This window comes from Psychrobacter pasteurii (assembly GCF_900162815.1).
Taxonomy (GTDB): Bacteria; Pseudomonadota; Gammaproteobacteria; order Pseudomonadales; family Moraxellaceae; genus Psychrobacter; species Psychrobacter pasteurii.
The window spans coordinates 30,700-48,690 of sequence record NZ_FUGD01000087.1 but is presented as its reverse complement, the minus strand read 5'-3'; the positions used below and the strand labels follow the sequence as shown (position 1 = coordinate 48,690).

Annotated in this window: 15 protein-coding genes and 1 riboswitch; of the genes, 4 read left to right on the top strand and 11 right to left on the bottom strand. The window is 43.2% G+C overall.

The features are described from left to right. Positions 1-144 precede the first annotated feature (144 nt). Entirely contained in the window at positions 145-1,584 is a 1,440-nt protein-coding gene (radA, locus tag A1232T_RS07715) for a DNA repair protein RadA (protein ID WP_077448881.1), read from the top strand. Between the two features lie 10 nt (positions 1,585-1,594). On the opposite strand, the gene thiD is transcribed toward radA, so the two are convergent. The 9 genes from thiD to A1232T_RS07670 all read right to left on the bottom strand — a co-directional run bounded on the left by thiD (position 1,595) and on the right by A1232T_RS07670 (position 12,631). Continuing rightward, positions 1,595-2,383, bottom strand: coding sequence for a bifunctional hydroxymethylpyrimidine kinase/phosphomethylpyrimidine kinase (thiD, locus tag A1232T_RS07710; protein ID WP_077448880.1), 789 nt, complete (start codon positions 2,381-2,383; stop codon positions 1,595-1,597). Between the two features lie 69 nt (positions 2,384-2,452). After that, positions 2,453-3,142 (bottom strand): thiamine phosphate synthase, encoded by a 690-nt coding sequence (thiE, locus tag A1232T_RS07705; protein ID WP_077448879.1) that lies wholly within the window; start codon positions 3,140-3,142, stop codon positions 2,453-2,455. Continuing rightward, positions 3,139-3,960, bottom strand: coding sequence for a hydroxyethylthiazole kinase (thiM, locus tag A1232T_RS07700; RefSeq protein ID WP_077448878.1), 822 nt, complete (start codon positions 3,958-3,960; stop codon positions 3,139-3,141). The genes thiE and thiM overlap by 4 nt, the downstream gene beginning before the upstream one ends. A 76-nt stretch (positions 3,961-4,036) precedes the next feature. After that, a riboswitch (TPP riboswitch) is annotated at positions 4,037-4,125 on the bottom strand. 161 nt (positions 4,126-4,286) lie between these two features. Continuing rightward, a complete protein-coding gene (locus tag A1232T_RS07695; RefSeq protein WP_077448877.1) occupies positions 4,287-4,886 on the bottom strand; it encodes a septal ring lytic transglycosylase RlpA family protein in 600 nt (199 codons plus the stop codon). A gap of 361 nt (positions 4,887-5,247) precedes the next feature. Further along, the gene (greA, locus tag A1232T_RS07690; RefSeq protein ID WP_028859504.1) at positions 5,248-5,724 is read right to left on the bottom strand and encodes a transcription elongation factor GreA; all 477 of its coding nucleotides are present in this window, start codon (positions 5,722-5,724) and stop codon (positions 5,248-5,250) included. Positions 5,725-6,048: 324 nt separating this feature from the next. Next, complete coding sequence (gene carB / locus A1232T_RS07685; RefSeq protein WP_077448876.1) at positions 6,049-9,327, bottom strand: carbamoyl-phosphate synthase large subunit; 3,279 nt, start codon at positions 9,325-9,327, stop codon at positions 6,049-6,051. Between the two features lie 63 nt (positions 9,328-9,390). After that, positions 9,391-10,647, bottom strand: a complete 1,257-nt coding sequence (carA, locus tag A1232T_RS07680) for a glutamine-hydrolyzing carbamoyl-phosphate synthase small subunit (protein ID WP_077448875.1) — start codon at positions 10,645-10,647, stop codon at positions 9,391-9,393. A 280-nt stretch (positions 10,648-10,927) separates the two neighbouring features. Next, positions 10,928-11,479 carry a phosphatase PAP2 family protein gene (locus A1232T_RS07675; RefSeq protein ID WP_077448874.1) on the bottom strand — a complete coding sequence of 184 codons (552 nt, stop codon included), beginning with the start codon at positions 11,477-11,479 and terminating at the stop codon, positions 10,928-10,930. A gap of 66 nt (positions 11,480-11,545) precedes the next feature. After that, on the bottom strand, positions 11,546-12,631 hold the full coding sequence (locus A1232T_RS07670) for a DUF475 domain-containing protein (protein WP_077448873.1): 1,086 nt from the start codon (positions 12,629-12,631) through the stop codon (positions 11,546-11,548). 376 nt (positions 12,632-13,007) lie between these two features. Here A1232T_RS07670 and A1232T_RS07665 point away from each other — a divergent pair, with 376 nt between their 5' ends. From A1232T_RS07665 to prfB, 3 genes are all read left to right on the top strand, one after another. Next, entirely contained in the window at positions 13,008-13,544 is a 537-nt protein-coding gene (locus A1232T_RS07665) for a gamma carbonic anhydrase family protein (RefSeq protein ID WP_077448872.1), read from the top strand. 80 nt (positions 13,545-13,624) lie between these two features. Beyond that, positions 13,625-14,356 carry an HAD family hydrolase gene (locus A1232T_RS07660; protein ID WP_077448871.1) on the top strand — a complete coding sequence of 244 codons (732 nt, stop codon included), beginning with the start codon at positions 13,625-13,627 and terminating at the stop codon, positions 14,354-14,356. A gap of 50 nt (positions 14,357-14,406) precedes the next feature. Continuing rightward, a protein-coding gene (gene prfB, locus A1232T_RS07655) for a peptide chain release factor 2 (protein ID WP_143513969.1) occupies positions 14,407-15,502 on the top strand; the annotation gives its coding sequence in 2 pieces (ribosomal slippage) (positions 14,407-14,478 and positions 14,480-15,502; 1,095 coding nt in all). A gap of 113 nt (positions 15,503-15,615) precedes the next feature. Here prfB and A1232T_RS07650 read toward each other — a convergent pair. Further along, positions 15,616-16,449 carry a Cof-type HAD-IIB family hydrolase gene (locus tag A1232T_RS07650; RefSeq protein WP_077448869.1) on the bottom strand — a complete coding sequence of 278 codons (834 nt, stop codon included), beginning with the start codon at positions 16,447-16,449 and terminating at the stop codon, positions 15,616-15,618. A gap of 64 nt (positions 16,450-16,513) precedes the next feature. Further along, the gene (locus A1232T_RS07645; RefSeq protein WP_077448868.1) at positions 16,514-17,722 is read right to left on the bottom strand and encodes a glycosyltransferase; all 1,209 of its coding nucleotides are present in this window, start codon (positions 17,720-17,722) and stop codon (positions 16,514-16,516) included. Positions 17,723-17,991: the final 269 nt, after the last annotated feature.

Below are 17,991 nucleotides of genomic sequence, written 5' to 3'. Positions count from 1 at the left end.
CGGCTTAGCTGTGTAAACGATTATGTAAAAGGTCGTGTAAAAGGTCATATAAAAGATAGTATCTCTTGTTTTTCCAATTATAAAAAATGGCTGGCTGAAATAGGCTGGCCATTTTTATCTTGTCATTTATAAGGTATCGCTATTATGTCCAAATCTAAAACCAGCTTTGTCTGTCAAAACTGTGGGGCACACTTTGGCAAGTGGTCTGGACAGTGCTCTGACTGTGGTGAGTGGAATACTTTGGTGGAAGCACCCAATGTGTCTATGCCTCATCATAAAAAGTCTAGTAAGCCAGTGGCTTCAGCGGGTCCAAGCTTAGGTGGTATCGCAAAAAATGACAGAATGAATTACTCAGGCTCACAAAGTGGGGTGGTCACACTCGGCTCTGTTAATGTCACTTTTGATACCCGCCTACCTACAGGTATTAGTGAATTTGACCGTGTATTGGGTGGCGGATTGGTTGCTGGGTCAGTCGTGCTGATCGGGGGTGACCCAGGTATCGGTAAATCGACTATCTTACTGCAAACTGCGGCCAATATGGCAAACCCTGAATCTTTAGCGGGTAGTGCCTTGTATGTAACGGGTGAGGAGTCTTTGTCGCAAGTAGCGATGCGTGCTCAGCGTTTAGGGCTCTCAAGTGATCATTTAAAAGTGATGACTGAGACCAATGTTGAGACCATCTGTGCTGCATTGACTCAAGAGCAGCCTGCTGTGGCCATCATTGACTCTATTCAAACCATTTATACCGATGCCATTAATTCGGCGCCAGGTGGGGTAAGCCAGATACGAGAATCTGCGGCCATGTTAACCCGGTATGCCAAACAAACAGGAACGGCGTTATTTTTGGTGGGTCATGTGACCAAAGAAGGAACGCTGGCAGGGCCAAGAGTCTTAGAGCATATGGTGGATACTGTGCTGTACTTTGAGGGGCAGTCGGACTCGCGTTTTCGCATGATTCGAGCGGTGAAAAACCGTTTTGGTGCAGTGAACGAGCTGGGTATTTTTGGTATGACCGATACCGGATTAAAAGAAGTGGCAAACCCTTCAGCTATTTTCTTAAGTCGCTACGATAAGCCAATTTCAGGTTCAGTAGTTATGGTTAGCCGTGAGGGTACAAGACCCTTATTGGTGGAAGTTCAGGCACTCGTAGATGATTCAGCAGGTCAGCCAAGGCGTATGGCATTAGGTCTAGACCCACAGCGTTTGGCCATGTTGTTAGCCGTTATGCATCGACATGGGGGGATTCACACCAGTGGCCAAGATGTTTACGTCAACGTGGTGGGTGGGGTTAAAGTTATGGAGACCGGCTCAGATTTAGCGGTGCTACTAGCTTGTGCTTCTAGTATTAAGGAAAAGCCTCTGCCTTCCTCTTTAGCGGTATTTGGTGAAGTAGGGCTATCAGGTGAAATCCGTCCTGTACCTAACGGACAAGAACGTCTAAAAGAGGCCATGAAACATGGCTTTACGCACGCTATCGTGCCTAAAGCCAATGCCCCAAAAAACTTAATGGGGCAGTTTAAAGGAATCAATGTCATCACTGCCGATCGTTTGGACGATGCCATCGATAGGGCATTTGAAATTTAATGGGTTTATATTAATAGTGTTTATAAAAGTGATGCACTGGGCCATGGCCTTGGCCCACATTTAAGGTGTCGGCTTTACTTAAAGCACCCGTCAGATACTGCTTGGCTTTGTCACAAGCGGTTTGTAAGCTGTCACCTTGACCCCAAAAAGTAGCAATCGCAGCAGATAAGGTACAGCCTGTACCATGGCTATTCTTAGTGGCGATGCGCTCTCCTTCAAACCAGTGCAGCTCACCTTCAGCAGATAGCAAGTCAGGAGACTGTTCACTACCAGATAGATGGCCTCCTTTTAAGAAGGTAGGCACTTGTAGGCGCTGAGCCTGTTCAATCATCTGTTCCCGATTGGTGGCTTCAGCAACACCTAATAAGTCAGCGGCTTCAGGAAGGTTGGGGGTGATAAGGCCCACTTGCGGCAGTAAGACATCTCTTAAAGCGGCCACTGAATCACCATCTAGTAATCTATCGCCACTTTTAGCCACCATAACCGGGTCTAATACGACCTTGCTAGGCTTGTACTTAGCTAAAGCCTCAGCCACGCACTCAATGACCTCTGCGTTACCCAGCATGCCTATTTTGACAGCGTCTACCTGTACGTCTGAGAAGACTGAATCAATTTGGGATCGGATCATCTCAAGCGGCATCATTTGTATCTTTTGTACACCTTGGGTATTTTGAGCCACAACAGCGGTAATAATACTCATGGCGTAGCTGCCATTGGCGCTAATGGCTTTGATATCCGCCTGAATCCCAGCGCCACCGGTGCAGTCTGTACCCGCGATTGTCAGTGTATTGGTAATCATCTTTACTCTCCGTCCTTATTATTTTATAGGCTAGATTGTTTTTCTAAACGAGTGAATAGTTTTTATAGGCTATTGAGCCAAAACGTGTTGTTGTAATAGGTCTTGTGCTGCAATTTTAGGGTCGTCGGCAGCACAAATAGCGGATACTACCGCGATGCCATCACAGTGAGTTTGATAAACTTGACGGGCATTGTCTAACTGAATGCCACCGATGGCAACCGTAGGCAATAGACTTGCTTTTGCTAAATCATCTAGTCCCGATAAACCCAGAGGGCTGGCATGATCGGGCTTAGTATGAGTGGCAAATACTGGCCCTAAACCAAAGTAGTTCAGCTGATCTAGGTGGTTGTTATGGGCATGCTGCAACTGGGATAAGGTATTGATAGATAAACCTAGCCAAGCGTCAGGACCCAGTATGTGTCTAGCCTCAGTAACACTAAGGTCACCTTGACCAATATGAGCGCCATCAAGTTTGGCTTTTTTGGCAATATGCACCTTATCGTTGATAACTAAGGGAACACGGCCCGCGATGGCTTCTTTTAGCTCACAGGCAATTTGATAAAGCTCATCATCGTCTGCTTTTTTGTCCCGCAGTTGCACAAAACTTACGCCACCTTCAATTGCCTCACACACGGTTTGTACTAGGCCTAGCTTTTGACACATTAGGCTATCTGTCACCAAATATAGCTTTAGGGCTGAGCCATTTTTCACACTCAAATTACTTGAATTAGTTAAGGAAACATCTGATTGGCTGGTCATGATGAGGTTACTCTTAAATTATCGATTAGGGTTTGGGCTTCTAGGTTATATAAAGCATCTAAAAAATGAACATAAAAGTTACCTGGCCCCTTGGCTTGTTGTGCGGCTATTTCGCCAGCTTGGGCATAGTAGGCTAGGGCCGTAGTCGCTGCGTTTAGAAGTGAGTCACTGTTAGCCTCTTCTGTCTTTGATGTATTAGCACCGATAAAGCCACCTATTAACGCTGTCAATGCACACCCTATGGCGGTCACTTGAGTCATCATCGGGTGACCATGGTCAACGGCATAGCCTTGAGTGCCATCAGTGACCCAGTCTATAGCGCCAGTCACTACCACCACTTTTGCATATTGAGTCAGTTGTTGGGCAGCTTCTTTGGCTCCCTCTACGCTATCGCCACTGTCTGTGCCTTTGGTGCGGCTACTCATTCCCGCCAATGCCAAGATTTCAGAAGCATTGCCACGAATAACATCCGGTTTAAACTTTAAAAGCTCAGTACAAGCTTGCTGCCGAAAGGAAGTTGCGCCCACAGCAACAGGGTCAAGTATCCACGGGATATTTTGACTATGAGCCACTTCAGCTGTGGCCAGCATGCTTTGTAAGGTAGTTTGGGTTAATGTGCCAATATTTATAGATAGGGCTTGGGCTAGAGTAACAAACTCGGGTGCTTCTTTAATATCATGAACCATGGCAGGAGAAGCACCTGCAGCAAGTAGGACGTTGGCTACCGTGTTATTGGCCACATCATTGGTAATGTTATGTACCAAAGGAGAGGTGTCTTTGAAGGTAGTAAAACAGTGATGAATAATTTTGGGTTGCATATTCCCTCCATATGGATAAAGAGGGCGTTAGAAACACACAGCAAAACAGTAGAGGTTTGAAAAAAGGGCTTGGCTACTGCAACTGCTATACACTCCCTACGCCAGTATGATCTGGATCAGGTTCAAAGGGTGCATCTCAGCCATAAGGCGCCCCTGTGAATAACGTTAATTATATTTGATAAAACATCATAACTAACTTGCTGGATAATCACAAGTTGAAGGCATAAAACCAAAAAAAGACCTGCAAGGCAGATCTTTCTTATTCCGTACTCACTTAATTGGGATCAATTAAATGAGTAGGCAGGATATTTAGAGGGTAGGGGCAATTAAGGCGAACCCACTCTTTCAATAGTTACGTTAGCAATACCACGGCTAACTAAACCGATTTGTTTGGCAGCGGCGTAAGATAAGTCTAATACGCGGTTACCATGGAAAGGACCACGGTCATTCACTTTTACTACAACGCTTTTACCATTACCTTTGTTGGTTACTTTGAGGTAGGTGTTAAAAGGAAGAGAAGGGTGAGCTGCGGTTAAAGAGTTCATATCAAAGCGTTCACCGCTGGCAGTTTTTCTGCCATGGAACTTACCACCGTACCAAGAGGCACGACCACTTTGTTTGAATTTATTTACTGCATTTGAGGCCACTAAAGTTAAATGAGATAGAACATCCTCATCACCTTGATTGGCTTTGCTAGATCCTCTGTTACTAATCAATGAGCTGTTTGTAGAAAGTGTTGATGGCTCAAAAGAAGTTTGAAGTAACGAGGTGGGTTGATTTTGTTTACGTGCTAACTCGTTGAGGACGCTGTCGATATCGCTTGGGCTTTTGACGCTAATAGTTTGCTTTGATTCAGTAGCTTGAGCTAAGTTACTAGCTCCTACCATGCAAGCTAATGCACATAAAGCTGATGAGAATTTCTTCATAATTGCCTCGTAAGCATAAATCTAATGGGTATAATTTAACAGGATTCAAAAGATTATGCATTTACTATTTAAATAATACGTAATTAAAAACTTAATTAACAAAGTAATGGAAGTAATAAATATCTGTATAAATTATTAACACGGGCTGTAAAACCGTAAGTGCTAAAGATACACATGAAGTGTCACAATTTGATTTGCCAATGTAGTCGTTTTGTAAATTAACATTAAGCAATGCGATTATGCAAGTGACGCTAGAGTTCAATTTTGGGCGATTATTTGTTAATAACGGCTTACAAAGGGCGTAAACATTGAACTCTAGCGGATTAGACGAGGGCTATAAATAATTGTTAAGTTTTAGTGATTATTCATAAATTACTTCGATAATTTCAAACTCAACCAAACCACTTGGGGTTTCGATGCGTGCTTCATCGCCTTCTGATTTGCCAATTAAACCACGGGCAATAGGAGAGTTAACAGAGATTTTGTTGTTTTTGAAATCCGCTTCATCATCACCAACGATTTGATAGCGTTTTTCTTCTTCCGTATCTAAGTTTTCAATTACCACAGTAACTCCGAAAACCACACGGCCTTCACGAGGTAATGTCGCAGGGTCAATTACTTGAGCGCCTGATAGCTTGGCTTCGATATCACGGATGCGAGCTTCACAAAAGCCTTGCTGTTCGCGAGCTGCGTGATACTCAGCATTTTCTTTTAGGTCGCCATGTTCACGAGCTTCAGCAATTGCCGCAGTAATACGGGGACGATCTACAGTCTTAAGTTGCTTAAGTTCTGCCTCTAACGCAGCATGTCCTTGCGGAGTCATAGGGTAACGTTGCATATCATCTTCCTCATATACATAAATAGATGAACAAATAAATAAAAAAACACCTCAACACCCTCGATCAAGGGTGCTGTAAGTGCATAATTTTGGATACGTTTTATTTTGTAGAAGGCAAAACCTTGCTACAAAGTTTTTTCATTACTGGCTCAAAAAAGCCAATGGCTTATAACAAAAATTGCTAACCGAAGCCTTCGATTAGCAATTGATAAAGAAATAAGGGGATATAAATTAACGAGTACAAGCTGAACTTACTTAAAATATTAGACCATTATAAGCGTTTCGTTAAGACTGTATCGCTAATTTTTGTTACTTAGCTTTCTATTAGCCTTTATTCGCAGCTACTTGAGCCTGCTCATGTAAGGTTTGTAACTTATAAACTTCAAAAGGTAGTTTAATAGCGTAAGACTTACAAACCGCTTCTGCCGCCCCTAAAGTAGTGACATAGAATACCTTGCTTTGTAAGGCATTACGACGGATTGAGAAAGAGTCTTCCTGTGCTTGTTTACCTTCTGTGGTATTGATAATAAGGTCAATTTCGCCATTTTTCAAGGCATCTACCACATGAGGACGGCCTTCAGTAACTTTATTGATACGCTTACACGCAATACCTTGCTCAGTGAGATACTGCTCTGTACCCGCGGTAGCGACAAGGTTAAAGCCATAGTCGATTAACTGCTGAGCAACGGCAGCGATGCCTGGCTTATCACTGTCACGTACTGAGATGAATACAGTTTTGTTTTCACCTTCTTCTGGCAGACCAGGTAGGCGCTCGTTAGTACCGATGATGCTCTTGTAGAAAGCTTCGCCAAAGGTCTTACCGACACCCATAACTTCACCAGTAGACTTCATCTCTGGGCTTAGAATTGGGTCAACCCCTGGGAATTTAGCAAATGGGAATACTGACTCTTTCACCGCATAGAATGCTGGCTTGATTTCTTTAGTGAACTGTTGGCTCTCTAAAGATTGACCCGCCATACAACGGGCAGCAACCTGTGCTAGCGAGGTACCGATGCACTTAGAGACGAATGGTACAGTACGCGCTGCACGTGGGTTCACTTCCAAGATATATACCGTGCCATCTTTTACTGCAAACTGAACGTTCATCAAGCCCACTACGCCAAGCTCTTTGGCCATAGCGATAGTTTGAGCACGCATCTCATCACAGATCTCATCAGACAGTGAATAAGGAGGTAGTGAACACGCTGAGTCACCTGAGTGAACACCGGCTTGTTCGATGTGCTGCATAATACCGCCGATAACCACTTCATTGCCGTCGCTCACACAGTCCACGTCTACTTCAACAGCGTCATCTAAGAAGCGGTCAAGTAATACAGGCGCTTCGTTTGAGGCTTGTACGGCAGTGCGAAGATAGTGCTTTAACTCTTCTTCGTTGTAGACAATTTCCATAGCACGGCCGCCCAGTACATAAGAAGGACGGACAACCAGTGGGTAGCCCACATCTTTGGCTTTAACCAGACCGTCTTCTAGGCTAGTAGCTAAAGCGTTAGGGGGCTGAATTAGGTTTAATTGATGAATCATGTGCTGGAAACGCTCACGGTCTTCTGCGCGGTCGATAGCGTCAGGTGAAGTACCAATGATGTTAACGCCAGCTGCTTCTAGAGCACGAGCAAGTTTTAGCGGCGTCTGACCACCGAATTGAACGATAACGCCTTCTGGCTTCTCGATACGTACGATTTCTAACACGTCTTCTAGGGTGATAGATTCGAAGTATAAGCGGTCAGAGGTATCATAGTCGGTTGATACAGTTTCAGGGTTACAGTTAACCATGATGGTCTCGTAACCGTCTTCACGCATGGCCAATGCTGCGTGTACACAGCAGTAATCAAACTCGATACCTTGACCAATACGGTTTGGACCGCCACCGATAACCATGATTTTTTTGTTATCGGTTGGGTTCGCTTCACACTCTTCATCGTAAGTTGAGTACATGTAAGCGGTTGAGGTAGCAAATTCAGCGGCACAAGTATCTACACGCTTATAAACTGGGAATACTTCTAAGTCCCAACGCTTTTTACGAAGCTGCTTTTGTGATACCCCAAGAAGTTTGGCCAAACGTAAGTCAGATAGACCTTTACGCTTAAGTTTGCGTAAGTTTTTGGCTGTTAAGCCGCCAAATCCTAGCTGCTTAACTTGTGCTTCAGTTTTAACGATATCTTCAATTTGAACCAAGAACCAAGGATCAATGTTGGTAAAGCCAAATACATCTTCTACGCTAAAGCCTAGGCGGAAAGCGTCTGCGATATAGAAAATACGCTCAGGAGTAGGAACGGTTAGACGTTGTTTGATTTCAGATTTAACTTTATCTTCGCTGATTTTTCCTGCTTTTAGAGCAGCAAAGTCGATCTGCTCGTCAAAGCCGTCAGCACCGGTTTCTAAGCCACGTAGGGCTTTGTGCATAGACTCTTGGAAGTTACGACCAATGGCCATGACTTCACCCACAGATTTCATCTGGGTAGATAGGATGTTGTCTGCTTGTGGGAATTTTTCAAAGTTAAAGCGAGGAATCTTGGTCACAACATAGTCGATTGAAGGTTCGAAGCTGGCTGGTGTTTGACCGCCAGTGATGTCGTTTTGAAGCTCATCTAAGGTGTAACCTACCGCTAATTTAGCAGCGATTTTGGCAATAGGGAAACCGGTTGCTTTAGAGGCCAGTGCAGAAGAGCGAGATACGCGAGGGTTCATCTCGATGACAACCATGCGACCTGTTTTTGGGTTAACACCAAACTGTACGTTTGACCCACCAGTTTCAACACCAATCTCGCGTAGTACTGCCAATGAAGCGTTACGCATGATTTGGTATTCTTTATCAGTAAGCGTCTGTGCTGGTGCTACTGTGATTGAGTCGCCCGTGTGCACGCCCATAGGGTCAAAGTTTTCAATAGAGCAGATGATGATACAGTTGTCGTTTTTGTCACGTACCACTTCCATCTCATACTCTTTCCAGCCGATCAACGATTCGTCAATTAATAGCTGGTGAGTAGGGGATAGGTCAAAGCCGCGCTCACAGATTTCGATAAATTCATCACGGTTGTAAGCGATACCACCGCCTGAACCACCCATGGTGAAAGAAGGACGGATAATACAAGGGAAACCAAGCTTGGCTTGAATTTCAAAGGCTTGTTCCATGGTCTCTGCAATTTCAGCGCGAGGACATTCTAGACCAATACGCTTCATTGCTTGGTCAAATAAGTCACGGTCTTCGGCCATCTCGATAGCGTCTTTGGTGGCACCAATTAGCTCAACATTGTACTTCGTTAGTACACCGTGCTTGTCTAAATCTAGTGCACAGTTAAGCGCCGTCTGACCACCCATGGTAGGTAGGATAGCATCTGGGCGCTCTTTATCGATGATACGTTCAACAGTTTGCCAGGTGATTGGCTCGATGTAGGTAGCATCCGCCATAACTGGGTCAGTCATGATGGTCGCTGGGTTTGAGTTAACTAGGATAACTCGATAGCCCTCTTCACGAAGAGCTTTACATGCTTGAGCGCCAGAGTAATCAAACTCACAAGCCTGGCCAATGACGATTGGGCCTGCGCCAATGATTAGAATGCTTTTGATATCGGTACGTTTTGGCATAAGTCTCTCTTTTATATAATTAGTTCTGCGTAAGTTCTTTAGCAATCCGATTAAAACGGCGGTTTAAGCTTGTTTGTTTTGTTCCATCATCGTCGCAAATTTATCAAATAAAGACGATGATTCGTTAGGACCTGGGCTGGCTTCTGGGTGTCCTTGGAAGCTAAATACTGGCTTATTGGTTAGCTCAATACCTTGGTTGGTGCCATCGAATAAAGAGCGGTGCGTCGATTTAATATGCGCAGGCAAGCTGTCTTCGTCTAAAGCGAAGCCATGGTTTTGACTGGTAATCATAACCACTTTGGTTTCTAAGTCTTGCACAGGATGGTTGGCACCATGATGGCCAGTTTTCATTTTCATAGTTTTAGCACCGCTGGCTAGGCCAATGATTTGGTGGCCTAAGCAGATACCGAAAGTTGGAATATCGGTTTCTTCAATGATATGACGAACGTTTTCGATCGCGTAGTCACAAGCTGCAGGATCACCAGGGCCATTTGATAAGAAGATACCGTCTGGATTCATGGCTAGAACATCAGCTACCGGAGTTTGGGCAGGAACCACAGTCACTTTACAGCCTCTATCTACAAGCATACGTAAGATGTTGGTTTTTGCGCCAAAGTCATAAGCCACCACATCGAATTTATGTTCGATATGCTCACCTAGCTTTTTGAAATAGCCACCGGTTTCACTTTCAGTAACACCGTGTACGCCGCGGTCTGCAAGCTCCCAAGTCCCTTCAGTCCACACAAAGCCGTCTTGGCTTGAGGATTCTTTGGCTAGGTCTAAACCTTCAAGGCCAGAGAATTCATTAGCCAGTTTAATGGCTTGCTCAATGTCAGCATCGGTAATGGTTTCACCATTTGAAGCGGTGAAGATACAGCCGTTTTGTGACCCTTTTTCACGAAGAATGCGGGTTAGTTTGCGAGTGTCAACCTCAGCAATAGCCACAGTCTCATGACGCTTTAGGTAATCTACTAAGCTTTCAGAGCTACGGAAGTTTGAGGTGGTCATAGTAATATCACGGATGATTAGGCCTTCCGCCCAAACCTGATGCTTGCGATTAATATCGCCAGACTCGCCATCTTCAGTATTGGTGCCAGTATTACCAATATGAGGGTAGGTTAGAGTAACGATCTGTTTGGTGTAACTGGGGTCAGTTAGGATTTCTTGATATCCTGTCATTGAAGTATTAAACACCACCTCACCGACGCGACTGCCTGCTGCACCTATAGAGATGCCACGGAAGATGCTGCCATCTGCTAAAGCTAAGATAGCCTCGACTTCATTTAAGCTATTTTGTGTTGTGTCTTGGTGTATACCCATATTCCTACCCTTTAAATTCGTGTTTATCATGACCTGACATTGGTTAAAGTTGCGACCGATTGAGAACTATAAAAAGTGATTTTTTATCAAATTTTAGCCACAAAAAAGCGAGTACGACAATAACAGAAAACAACAATATCACTAAGGTAAAGGTCTTTAGTGAGTGTTGCTAACTGGGTCATGTCTACTCGCTTAGGTACAGATTTTGCGTATTATACAAAACCCTTGCCTAAATGGCTAGGAAATACTAGAAATAATCCGTAAAAATAAAACTTAAACTCTAAAACTGATAATGCAGTGCCACTTGATAAGATTCAGGAGCTAAATTAGCACTAATAACAAGCTCATCATTGTGATAGCTCTTGGTTAAAAACATACTACTGGCTACCCCAAGTGCAGCCCCTGCTAAGACATCAGAGGTGTGATGCTTGTCCGCCTCTATACGGCTATAGCCGACAAATGTCGCACCGACATAAGCAGGGATACTGTACTCTAAGCCATAACGCTTATGGATAAAGCTGGCCCCTTGAAAGGCAATTGAGGTATGTCCTGAAGGAAAAGAGTCATCATCACTGTGATCAGGACGATCTTTATCAATCGCTTTTTTTAAGCCATAGGTGGCTATCGCATTGGTAGAAAACGACTTATAAAATTGCTGACGTCCTTCAGGATCATCCATATAGTAAGTGGAGCCATAGGCAATGGCAGGGATGGTTACTGCAATAATATCGCCTGCTGTTTCAATATCTGATTTGGCATAAGCTGGAGTAACAGCCAATGCCGAGCCAGATAACAATAAAGCAGCAGTAAGAGATTTGTGCTTATTTAGCATCTATCAGCGTCCTAATGGGGGGCTAAGTTGAGTCTCAGTTGTCGAGTATAAGTTGTTGCGTCTTGACTACTGCGTCTTTTCCATGCGCTTTTTATATTGAATAGAGTTGTATAAAGACAATCCAATAAAGGCCACACCAATTAGACCGGTAACCAGTTCAGGTACATGGAACTTCATTGACAACAGCATAATAATTGCCAGTGCACCGATAGCATAGTGTGCGCCGTGTTCTAAGTATACAAACTCACTTAAAGTGCCTTTGTCCACTAAGTAAATAGTCATTGAACGCACGAACATAGCACCGATGGCCAGACCTAACATGATAATAATCACGTCGTTGGTAATGGCAAAAGCACCGATAACACCATCAAAACTAAATGAGGCATCTAACACTTCAAGATAGATAAATCCGGCAATACCCCCTTTTAAAATAGTAGAAGACACACCGGCAGTATTGGTAATGACATTGCCTTTTGCATCGGTAATGACTTCATCTTCATCAGAGTCCGTGCCGCCTTCAAGTAGGCTAGATAGTACGTTGACCCCAAGGTAGATCAAGATACCCCAAATACCTGCGATTAAGATGGCAGGTTCTTTGGCTTCGTCTACCCAGCTTAATGAAACCATAAGTACCACTATGGCCACAAAAGTACTCATGGCATCAACTTTACTAAAGCGGGTTAGCTTGCGCTCAAACCAATCAAACCAGTGCACCTCTTTATCCCCAAAGATAAAGGTTAGGAACACTAACAATAAGAACATACCGCCAAAAGCTGAGATTTCAGCATGGTGAGCATTTAAATGGGCAGCATATTGAGCCGGCTCGTTAATGGCCAATTGAATGACTTCCATAAAGCCTAACTTGGCTGTGACTGCGACGATGACGATTGGGAATACCAAGCGCATACCAAACACAGCGACAAGAATACCCACAGTTAAGAATATTTTTTTCCAAAAGTCATTCCAGCCTTTAAGGATAGAGGCGTTAACCACCGCATTATCAAAAGATAAAGAGATTTCCATGATGGCTAAGATGGCGGTAACCGCAAGGGCGGTCATTAACCCACCGACACCCCCGTGGGAGTAACCCCACCAAGCAGCGACGACCAAACAGGCAATGGTAAATATAAAATCGAATAAAAAGTGACGCATAGACTATCCAGTAAAAGGGCTATTTGTTGAGATTGATAGTGTTCTATTAGTGGTTTGGCTAATTAGCAGGCTACCGACTAATCAACTAGTAATAGATAAATACAATTTTAAGGTGTGATAATAGCACGGTAGAAAAATACAATAAATTGACTTACACATAAATGCTTAGATAATGGCTATTAGTTAGAACAAAAACAGCCAATAGCTTAGGATACAGTCATTTTGTTAAATTTTCGGTAAATTAATGCTAACCTAATGACTTTTAACGCTAATAATCTTTGAATTGTTAAGGCTAATAACTTTATAAGCCAATTAATAAGACAGCTACTTTATACCATTTACTTTATATCAGTTACTTTATAAAAGGATGTTCCCCATGATTTTTAAATACTTAGAAAAAACCCCACAATTTGCCACTCCGTTTCAAGGTTGGATTGCAGACAGCGCTCGTGTTATCGGTGATGTTTATTTAGGTCATCAGGCCAACGTATGGTTTGGTGCTGTCATTCGCGGTGATAACGAACGCATTAATATCGGTAACTATACCAATGTTCAAGAAAATGCGGTTATCCATACTGATGCAGGGATTGAAGTTAATATTGGCGATTATGTTACCATCGGCCACTTAGCGATGTTACATGGCTGTACTATTGGTGAAAACAGTCTAATTGGTATTGGTGCTGTGGTATTAAACAACGCTAAGATTGGCAAAAACTGTATTATTGGTGCCAAAGCCTTGGTCACTGAAGGCAAAGAAATTCCAGATAACTCACTGGTAATGGGCGCGCCAGCTAAAGTGGTTAAAACTTTAACTGATCAGCAAGTGGCTATGCTGAAAATGTCAGCACTGCATTATACTCAGAAGGCTGAGCAGTTTAAGACCGGCCTGGAACAGATTGAGGCGCCTGAGTAATATTTTAAAAAGCTTTTACAGAGCAAGTTTGGATTAACATATTTCTATCAAAGATTTGAATAAAAAGGGTGAGGGGCTAAATGCAAAATCAGGCAGCGAACAGTTCGCTAGATAATCTGGCAAAGTCGGAAAACAACAGTAAAGAATTGGCTTTATTTGACTTAGATCACACCTTGCTGGATGTCGACAGCGATTACCTATGGGGTGAGTATATCGTCAAAAACGGCTTGGTAGATGAGGCGCAATATAGAACGGCCAATCAAAGGTTTTATGAAGAGTACATAGCCGGTACTTTAGATGCTACGGAGTATAATGAGTTTGTGGCAGACTTCTTGACCACTTTGCCTTTACCGCGACTGTTTGAGATTCGTGAAGACTACATTAAGACTGAAATTGAGCCACACATTCGCCCCAAAGCCATCAGCGCCATTCAGCATCACATTGAAGCGGGCCATGATGTGGTTATTATCTCAGCCACCAATGACTTTGTGGTGTCAGCCATTGCCCAGCGCTTTGGTATCGATGCGGCAAACGTATTAGCCACCCCGCTTGAAGTAAAAGATGAGCGCTATACTGGAAAATTAACCGACAAACCCAACTTTAAAGAAGGTAAAATATACCACTTGAATAAATGGCTAGAAGCCAAAAAAGAGCAGGGCGTCACTTATAGCAAAACCTATGGCTACTCTGATTCAAAAAATGATCTGCCCTTATTAGAGTGGGCTGATGTGCCGGTAGCAGTCACCCCGGATGACGTGCTACATGCCCATGCTTTAGCCCACCGCTGGGCGGTTGAAGACTGGTCTATCTAAGCCGCTTTGGTCTCACTCAGACACTATAGTTTTAAATTTTTGGAATATTTATGGAAACCAACCAGTACCAAGAGCAAATTAAAGATTTAACCGAACGTTCAAAGGATCTACGGAGGTATCTTTGACTTCGATGGTAAGTCAGAGCGCCTAGAAGAAGTTAACCTTGAGATGGAGAGTCCAGAGCTTTGGAATGATCCGGAACGTGCGACCAAAATCAGTAAAGAAAAAAGTCAGCTTGATGGCATTATCAATACCATCACTGGCCTTGAGACCACGCTTGAAGATGCTGCAGCTATGCTTGAGTTGGCAGTAGAGGCGGATGATGAAAGCCTTCTTGAAGATGTGCAAGGTGAGCTTGATACGGCACAAGCCAAAGTCGAAGACTTAGAGTTCAAGCGTATGTTCGATGGCGAAATGGATGCCAACAACTGCTTCGTTGATATTCAATCGGGCAGTGGCGGTACTGAAGCTCAAGACTGGGCGGAAATGCTACTGCGTATGTATACCCGTTGGTGTGAATCGCACGGCTTTAAGGTTGAGATTATTGAAGTATCGGCTGGTAGTGTGGCCGGGGTTAAATCCGCTTCTTTCAAGGTAAGCGGGGATTATGCCTTTGGTTGGTTACGTACCGAGACTGGGGTTCACCGCTTGGTGCGCAAATCTCCTTTTGACAGTAATAATGGGCGTCATACCTCATTTGCTGCGGTATTCGTGTCTCCTGAAATTGATGATGATTTTGAAATCGACATTAATCCTGCTGATTTACGTATTGATACCTATCGCTCAAGTGGCGCTGGGGGTCAGCACGTAAACACTACTGACTCAGCGGTTCGTATTACCCATGAGCCAACTAATACTGTGGTGCAGTGTCAAAATGAGCGCAGTCAGCATGGTAACAAGGCCACTGCAATGAAGATGTTGCGTGCTAAGTTGTATGAGCTTGAGATGCAAAAGCGGATGGAGAAGCAGCAGGCTGTTGAAGACAATAAATCTGATGTGGGCTGGGGCAGTCAAATCCGCTCGTATGTATTAGATGACTCACGTATCAAGGACTTGCGTACAGGGGTTGAGACCTTTAACACCGGTGCGGTGCTTGATGGTGACTTGGATCCATTTATCCAAGCAAGTTTAAAAGCAGGACTGTAAGCTGAACTATCAGTTTAAAAGACCGCTTAGCAGAGGGTGAAAACCTGAAGCTAAGCGGTCTTTTTTAATGTAGTCTTTTTAAATGAAGAGCAGTTTATGAATAAGCTTAAAAGTTAGCTGCTCTCGACCTCAAGTAGAGGATGTAATACCTGCTGTAACCCATACTCTTCAATGCTGCCCGTAACAAAGTCAGCACGCTCTTGTAAGGCAGGTTGGCCATCTCCCATGGCAATGGCATAACCTACGGCATCAAACATCTCTAAGTCATTAAATCCATCACCAATGGCCATGGCATCCTTAATATCTATGTCAAAATACTCACAGACATCGCGTACGCCTCTTTCTTTAGAAGCCTCAAGGGGTAAGATATCGCCGCCCACTTGATGCCAATGCACAAGCTTTAAGCCATAAGCTGCGAAATCTACTTCCTGCATTTTTCTTTGTTCGTCATTAAAGAAAACGGAGCATTGATAGACAGGATTGTGTTTAAAGTAGTCAGGATCGATGATGGCACTAGGATTTTGGGCAGCAAAGGCTCGAATTTTTTCATTGTCATTAGCCCAAGCCAGATGCTTGTCAGAATCAAATTTGTGAATGAGGTGGTCGTGTCGACATAACTCATCAATTTTACTGGCTTGTTCTAAGGTTAAGGGGTAGTGACTAATAACCCCTTGTTTATCAAAGTTATATTGCCCATTGGTACAGACAATGGCATCAAAAACATCTGCTTCAAGTAGTGCCATAATATCGTCTGGGATAATGGATTTTGAGCGGCCAGTAGCAATCACTAACTTAATATCCGTTTTGGCCAATTGTTCTAAAGTGGCTTTGTTATGCGGTGCGATAACTCCGTTGCGGCTTAAGGTGTCATCGATATCAAAGAATATGATTTTTGGAGTAAATGGAACGGGTGTGAGCGCTACGGCATTTGCCAAAATCTGAGTCATGACCATCCTATTAAAGTATACAAGAAGTTTAAGTAAAAGCTTAAGGTAGTGGTGTGGTGATTAGCTAGGCTACAGGTTCATTAGACAGTAGCTCGTGTAATAGATTAGTTTGATTGAGTCGATTTAGATTTAAGGTAAGCGTACTTACCTCAGCAAAGCTGTCCTGTAGTACAAGGTGTTTGTAGCTGGACATTTGATGAGCCACTTTTTGTAATAAATCTTGTGGACAATGGGTGACTAGTTGCTTGAAGGCTTGATACGACTCTTCATAATGACCAAGCTTATAAGCATTAATACACCACTCATAAGCAGACCAATAGTGATAAATGTTTTTGGCTAAAAATAAGCGGTTGCCTGTAGGCATTGGTAACTGTGCAGCTTGTCGACCAAACACATAGGCTAACTCGGTATGTTTGCTCCAGCTGTGTCTTCGTGCCATATGGTACCAACATTCGGCGCGTTTGGGATCGTGAACGATGCCCTGTTGCCAATAATGGAGGGCTTGATCAAAATCTTTTTTTCTTTCATACAGTAGGCCTAATTCGACATAGCTACAATATCTTTCATCTGCCCAGCCCGCTTTGATTTCTATACGCTTTTTATACCACTTTATAGCCTCATCTATCATAGCGGCGTCTCGATAAGATTGGGCACAATAGAAGGCATAGCGGGGCAGTAGGTCACTGTCTTGCGCTTCTATAAAAGCATCTTTTAAGATTTGAGCATCCTTTTGATACTTATTTTTATCTAGGCTACGATTGCCCTTTCTACCAGATACAATGGCATAGTCGCCCTGAATCTGAGCTACTGTTTCAGACCGATTGCACTGTATGAATTCGTGTAGTACTCCTCGCCAGCTATAGCTGCTATCATTTTTTATAATAAGTTTGCGCAGGTACTTCATGGCACCAGATTCACTGGTGAACTGCATCAGATAACTGTCTGCACCTGTCTTTGGATCAAGGTTGGGCAAGTTGATTTCACCAGTTACATGATCATCAGCGTCAAATATTAAGACATAATCACTTTTACCTACGCATTGCTTTAAAGCCACGTTTCTATTGTGACTAAAGTTTTTCCAAGGCTCTCGATAAATATGTCCCTGAATCCCTTTTTTCTGAAAAAATTGTTCAATTAATTCAATGGTGTTATCGCTTGAACCAGTATCGCAGATGGCCCAATAAGTAATGGGAAAATGTTGGCAAATATTGTGTAGGGTGGCCTCTATGATGTGGCTCTCATCCTTCACGATCATATTTAAACAAAGTGACATTTAATTACCTTAAAGTTGTTATAAGTCCATTCCATTGCGTACCGTTTAAGCCGAATAAAATCAAAAGGTGGTCTATTCTAAGTCGGTCGCTTCTAAGCTCAGCTATTGGTAAGTATAGACACAGTAATTTCGCATAGCAAGAATGAGGGTTACTGCGGAGGATTGTTGTAGACAATTTTTGTAGACGCTCTTAAACTTATTTTTGTTTAATCTAATTTGTTTAATCTAATTTGTTTAATCTAATTTGTTTAATCTAATTTGTTTAATCT